A 7,074-nucleotide genomic window follows, 5' to 3' on the forward strand; every position below is an offset into this window, starting at 1 on the left:
CCTCGTGACCTGGCCGCCGCACCACCGGGCCCGCCCTCGTGACCTGGCCGCCGCCCGGCGCCGAGGCCGTGGACACCGGGGGCCTCTACGAGCGGTTCGCGGCCGCCGGATTCGCCTACGGGCCCACCTTCCGGGGCATCCGGGCCGCCTGGGCGAAGGACGGCGAGATCTGCGCCGAACTCGTCCTGGACGAGCGGCAGCACGCGGACGCCCCCGGGTACCGGCTGCATCCCGCGCTCCTGGACGCCGCCCTGCAGACCGCCGCGCTGCTGCCCGGCCGTGACGACACCGCGCGCCTGCCGTTCAGCTGGACCGACGTGACCACGCACCTCGCGGGCGCCACCGCCGTACGGGTGCGGCTCACCGGGCAGGGACCGGACGCCGTCGCGCTGACGGTGTACGACCTGGCGGGGCAGGAGGTCCTGTCGGCCGGTTCGCTCGCCCTGCGCCCCGCGCCCGCGGACGGTGCGTGGCGCGCTGGCCACGGCCGCGACGGGCTGCACCGGGTGGACTGGGTGCCGGTGCCCGTGCCGGTGCCGGTGCCGGAGGCCGACGGGCCCGCGACGGAGGAACACTGGGGCGACTGGGCCGCCGTGCGTGCCGAGCCGGACAGCCCCGTGCCCGGCCTGGTCCTCGCCGACTGCCCCCGCCCGGACGCCCCGCACGACGCCCCGCACGACGGCACGCACGACGGCACGGACGGTGGCACCGGCCAGGCAGCGGCGTTCCACGCCGCCGCCGTCGAGTGCCTGGCCCTGGTGCGGGAGTGGCTCTCCGACGAGCGGTTCGACGGCTCCGTCCTCGCCGTGGCCACCCGGGGTGCGGTGACCACCGGGCCCGGCGACCGGGCGGCGGACTGGACCCGGTCCGGCGTCTGGGGGCTGCTGCGCACGGCGCAGACCGAACACCCCGGCCGGTTCCTGCTCGTCGATCTGGACGGCGACCCGCGGTCGCGTGCCGCCCTGCCCGCCACCCTCGCCTCGGGCGAACCCCAAGTCGCCGTACGCGCCGGAGAGGTGCTCGTGCCGCGGCTGACCGCCGGGCCCGGCCGCGACACCCTGGTGCCGCCCCCGGACAGTGCCGATAGCTGGCGGATCGCCCCGTCGGGGGACGGCACGGTCGACGGGCTCACGGCCGTGCCCGCGCCCGACGCGCTCGCCCCGCTCGGCGCGGGCCAGGTGCGGGTCGCCGTGCGGGCCGCGGGGCTCAACTTCCACGACGTGGTGGCCTCCCTCGGGCTCGACCCCGACCAGACGGGGATCGGCAGCGAGGGCGCCGGAGTCGTCCTGGAGGTGGGAGCGGACGTCGGTGACCTTGCGCCCGGCGACCGGGTGATGGGTGTCTTCGGCGGCGCCTTCGGGCCGACGGCCGTCGCCGACCGGCGGACCCTCGCCCGGATCCCGGCCGGCTGGACCTTCGCCCAGGCCGCGTCGGTACCGATCGCCTTCCTCACCGCCTACTACGGCCTGTTCGACCTCGGCGGACTGCGTCGCGGCCAGTCGGTCCTGGTGCACGCGGCGGCGGGCGGCGTCGGCATGGCGGCCGTCCAGCTCGCCCGGCACGCCGGAGCCGAGGTGTACGGGACGGCGAGCCCAGCAAAGCAGCACGTGCTGCGGGCCTCGGGTCTGGCAGCCGATCACATCGCCTCCACCCGCACCCTCGACTTCGCCGGCCACTTCCTCGACGTCAGCGGCGGCCGGGGCGTGGACGTCGTCCTCGACTGCCTGGCCCGGGAGTTCGTCGACGCTTCACTGGCGCTGCTGCCGCGCGGCGGCCGGTTCGTCGAGATGGGCAAGACCGATGTGCGCGACGCCGCCGAGGTGGCGCGCGAGCACCCCGGCGTCTACTACCGGGCCTTCGACCTGATGGAGGCCGGAGCGGAGCGGGTCGGCGCCATGCTCGCCGAGATCCTGTCCCTGTTCGAGCGGGGCGCACTGGAACCGCTGCCCCTGACCTGCTGGGAGCTGCGCCAGGCCCCGCAGGCGTTCCGCCACCTCAGCCAGTCCCGGCACACCGGCAAGAACGTCCTGACGCTGCCCGCCCCCCTCGACCCGGAAGGCACCGTTCTGATCACCGGCGGCACCGGCACCCTCGGCGGACTCGTCGCCCGCCATCTGGTCGCCGCTCACGGCGTACGCCGGCTGCTGCTGGCGGCACGCTCCGGCGCGGACGCCCCCGGCGCCGGACCACTCGTGCGCGAACTCGCCGAGGCGGGAGCCGAGGTGACCGTCGCGAGCTGCGACGTGACCGACCGCGCCGCGCTCGCCGGACTCCTCGCGGGCATCCCGCACGCACACCCCCTCACCGGAGTCGTGCACGCCGCCGGAGTCCTCGACGACGCCACCGTCACCGCGCTCACGCCCGACCGGCTCGCACACGTCCTGCGGCCCAAGGCGGACGCCGCGCTCGCCCTGCACGAGCTGACCCGGGGACGCGACCTGGCCGCCTTCGTCCTGTTCTCCTCCGGCGCCGCCCTGCTCGGCGGCGCCGGACAGGCCAACTACGCCGCAGCCAACGCCGCGCTCGACGCACTGGCGGCACGCCGCCGGGCCGAGGGGACGCACGCGGTGTCCATCGCCTGGGGCATGTGGGAGGAACGCAGCGCGCTGACCGCCCATCTCACCGACGCCGACCTACGGAAGGCGGCGCGGAGCGGCATCGGTGCCCTGTCCACCGAATCGGCCCTCGCCCTCTTCGACGCGGCCCTGACCGCCGCACAGCCGCACGTGCTGGCCGCCGGCATCGACCCGGCCGCGCTTCGTGCGGCGGCCGCCACGGGCACCCAGGTGCCCCCGCTGCTCAGCGGTCTGGTGCGCGGCGCGGACAGGAGCACGGCGGCCCCGTCGACCGCCCCGGCCGCCCGGCCCGCCGGGCCGTCGCTCGCCGAGCAGCTGGCGGAGCTGCCGCCCGCCGAGGCGCACCGTGCCCTGCTCGACCTGGTACGCGGCAACGCGGCCGCCGTCCTCGGCCACGCCTCGGCCGACCTGATCGGAGCGGAACGGCCGTTCAAGGAGCTGGGATTCGACTCCCTCACCGGTGTCGAGCTGCGCAACCGGCTGATGGCGGTCACCGGGGCCCGGCTTCCGGCCGCCCTGGTCTTCGACCACCCCACCCCCGAAGCGCTCGCCCGTCACCTCGCCGACCGGCTCACCGCCGCCGCCGCGCCCGCCGCGCCACCGGGCGGCGCCGAACTCGACCGGCTCGACGCACTGGCCACCGAACTGGCCGGCACCGGCGCCGACGGGGCACAGCGGCGCGCCGATCTCGCCCGGCGCCTGCGCGGCGCCCTCGCCCGCCTCGAACCGGCGCCGGACGGGGCGGGCGCCGACGACCACGGTGATTCCGCCGAAGCCGTCGAGTCCGCCACCAACGAAGAGATCTTCGACCTGATCGACAAGGAGCTGGGCATCTCGTGACTCCCGTCCAGACCGCGCCGTCCCGACGCACCCACGGAGGGGCACGGTGAGCGAACAGAACGAGCGGAAGCTGCGCGACTACCTCAACCGCGTCACCGTCGACCTGCGGGAGACCCGCCGACGGCTGCGCGAGGCCGAGGGCAGGAGCCGTGAGCCGATCGCCGTGGTCTCGATGAGCTGCCGCTTCCCCGGCGGCGTCCGCACCCCTGAGGAGCTGTGGGACCTCCTGGCCGAGGGCCGCGACACCGTCACCGGCGTGCCCGGCGACCGCGGCTGGGACACGGAGGCTCTCACCGCGGGCGGCGTGCCCTGCCGGGGCGCCTTCCTCGACGGCGCCGCCGACTTCGACGCCGAGTTCTTCGCCGTGTCACCGCACGAGGCCGTCGCGATGGACCCGCAGCAGCGGCTGCTGCTCCAGGCCGCGTGGGAGGCCGTCGAACGCGCGGGCATCGACCCGGCGTCGCTGCGCGCCACCCGGACCGGGGTGTTCGCCGCCGCCATCGACCAGGGATACGCCCAGCTCGGGGCCGGCGTCCCCGAGACCGTGCAGGGCTTCCTGATGACCGGCAACTCGATGAGTGTCATGTCCGGCCGTGTCGCCTACGCGCTCGGCCTCCAGGGGCCGGCGGTCACCGTCGACACCGCCTGCTCGGCGTCGCTCGTCGCCCTGCACCAGGCGGCGCGCGCGCTGCGCGCCGGGGAGTGCTCGCTCGCCCTGGCCGGCGGGGTGACCGTGATGGCGCGGCCCTCGGTGTTCACCGAGTTCAGCCGTCAGGGAGCCATGGCGGCCGACGGACGCTGCAAGCCGTTCTCGGCCTCCGCCGACGGCACCGGCTGGGGCGAGGGTGCCGGCGTGCTCCTCCTGGAACGCCTCGCGGACGCCCGCCGGAACGGTCACCCCGTTCTCGCGGTGCTGCGCGGCTCCGCCGTCAACCAGGACGGCGCCAGCAACGGCCTCACCGCGCCGAACGGGCCCAGCCAGCAGCGCGTCATCCGCGACGCGCTCGCCGACGCGGGCCTGTCCGCCGCCGACATCGACGCGGTCGAGGCGCACGGCACCGGCACCACCCTCGGCGATCCCATCGAGGCCGACGCGCTGCTCGCCACGTACGGCCGGGAACATCGCCCCGAACAGCCCCTGTGGCTCGGCTCGTTGAAGTCCAACATCGGCCATACCCAGGCCGCCGCCGGGGTCGCGGGCGTCATCAGGACCGTTCTCGCGCTGCGCCACGGGCTGTTGCCCCGGTCGCTGCACATCACCGAGCCCACTCCGCATGTCGACTGGAGCGAGGGCGCGGTCGCGCTCCTGACCGAGGCCCGGCCGTGGCCCGAGACCGGCGGCCCGCGCAGGGCGGGCGTCTCCTCCTTCGGGATGAGCGGCACCAACGCCCACGTCATCCTGGAACAGGCCCCCGAACCCGAGCCGAGGCCGCGGCCCACCGGCACCGCCCCGGACGTCGTGCCGTGCGTCCTCTCCGGGCGCACCGCAGCCGCCCTGCGCGACCAGGCCGCGCGCCTCCGGGCGCGCCTCACCGCGGACCCGGACGCGCGCCCCGCCGACATCGGCTACTCGCTCGCCACCACACGGACCGCCTTCGCACACCGCGCCGCTGTGACGGCCGCCGACCGCGCCGAACTGCTCGCGTCGCTGGACGAGCTGGTCCGCGACCCGGAGAACGCCGCGACCGCCGTCACCGCCCTCGCGGAGCCCGGTCCCGGCCGAGTGGCCATGGTCTTCCCGGGGCAGGGCGCGCAGTGGCCCGGCATGGGGCGGGAACTCCTCGATACCGCACCGGAGTTCGCCCGTTCCATGGCGGCCTGTGCGCAGGCGCTGTCCCCCTTCGTGGACTGGTCGCTGACCGACGTCGTCCGCGGCGTACCCGGCGCGTACCCGCTGGACCGGGTCGACGTGGTCCAGCCCGCGCTGTTCGCGACGATGGTGTCGCTGGCCGCGCTGTGGCGGTCCTGGGGCGTCGAGCCGGACGCGGTGGTGGGGCACTCCCAGGGGGAGATCGCCGCCGCCGTGGTCGCCGGCGCCCTGTCCCTGGAGGACGGCGCGAAGGTCGTGGCCCTGCGCAGCCGGGCCATCACCGGGCTCGCGGGCGACGGCGGCATGGTCTCGCTCGCGGTGTCCCGCGAGCGGGCGGAGGACGTCATCGCACCGTGGGCCGGGAGGCTGTCGGTCGCCGCCGTCAACGGCCCCGTCTCCGTGGTGGTCTCCGGCGACGCCGCGGCCCTCGCCGAACTGACCGGGGCCTGCGCGGCCAACGGCGTCCGGGCCCGCACGGTCCCCGTCGACTACGCCTCCCACTCCGCGCACGTCGAGAGCATCGAGCGGGAGATCCTGGCGGCCCTCTCCGGCATCACCCCGGCCGCCTCCCGTATCCCGCTCTTCTCCACCGTCACCGGGCGACTGCTGGACACCACGTCCATGGACGCCACGTACTGGTACCGGAACCTGCGCCGCACCGTGCGCTTCGACTCCGCCGTCCGCGCCCTCGCCGAACAGGGCCACGGCGTCTTCCTCGAAGCGTCCCCCCACCCCGTGCTGACACTTCCCGTCCAGGACACCGCCGAAGCCGCGGGCGCACCCGGCACCCTGGTCACCGGCACCCTGCGCCGCGACGAGGGCGGCCTCCGCCGCGCCCTCACCTCCGCCTCCGAACTGTGGGCGCGCGGCGTGCCGGTGGACTGGCGGAAGGTCTACGAGGGCCGGGACGCACACCGGGTCGGCCTCCCCACCTACCCGTTCCAGCAACGCCGTCACTGGCTGACACCCGCCACACCACCGCCCGCCGGCGGCGACACGGAGTTCTGGGAGCTGGTGGAACGCGGCGACGTGACGGAGGCGGCCACCGCCCTCGCCGTCGACTCCGCGCCGCTGCGAGAGGTACTTCCCGCCCTGAACGGCTGGCGCCGGCAGCGCGACGCGAGGGACCCGTCCGACGCGTGGCGCTACCGCGTCGCCTGGCATCCGCTGCCCGACCCGCCGGCCCCCGCGCTCAGCGGGACATGGCTGGTCCTCGCGCCCGAGGGGGACCAGGAGAGCGAGACGGTGCGGGAGACCGTACGGGCCCTGCGGGAACACGGAGCGGAGGTGGTCACGGCAGAGGCCGCGACCACCGGCGGGGCGCACCTGAACGCCGTCGCCGACCGCTCCCGCCTCGCCGCCGCCGTCACGGCCGCGTCCGTAACCGCCGCCTCCGTCACCGCCGCTGACGACCGGCCCCTCGCCGGAGTGCTCTCCCTCCTCGGCCTGGCCGACGCCCCGCATCCCCACCACCCGGGCCTGCCCACCGGCACGGCCCTGACCCTCGCGCTCGTCCAGGCGCTCGGCGACCTCGGCATCACCGCGCCGCTGTGGTGCGCCACCCGGGGTGCCGTCTCCACGAGCGAGGCCGACCCGCTCACCGCGCCCGTGCAGGCCCAGGTATGGGGCACCGGTATGGTCGCCGCGCTCGAACACCCGCAGCGCTGGGGCGGACTGGTCGATCTGCCCGGCACCCTCGACGCCCGCGCCCGGGAACGGCTGTGCGCCGCGCTCGGCGGCCCGGACGGCGAGGACCAGCTCGCGGTGCGCCCCAGCGGACTCCTCGTCCGCCGCCTGGTCCGGGCCGCCGAGCGCGGCGCACAGCCGTTCCCGGGCGCGGGCGTCGAG

Annotated in this window: 1 protein-coding gene and 1 pseudogene; both read left to right on the forward strand. The window is 76.3% G+C overall.

Translation table 11 applies throughout. From position 1 onward, the window contains the following. Positions 1-35: 35 nt before the first annotated feature. Positions 36-3,416 (forward strand): annotated as a pseudogene (locus E0D90_RS21645) (SDR family NAD(P)-dependent oxidoreductase); the annotation flags it as partial. Between the two features lie 46 nt (positions 3,417-3,462). Then, a partial coding sequence (locus tag E0D90_RS21650) for a type I polyketide synthase (RefSeq protein WP_227870390.1) occupies positions 3,463-7,074 on the forward strand: 3,612 nt, incomplete at its 3' end.

The sequence above is a fragment of the Streptomyces otsuchiensis genome (genome assembly GCF_004305975.1).
GTDB classification, from domain to species: domain Bacteria; phylum Actinomycetota; class Actinomycetes; order Streptomycetales; family Streptomycetaceae; genus Streptomyces; species Streptomyces otsuchiensis.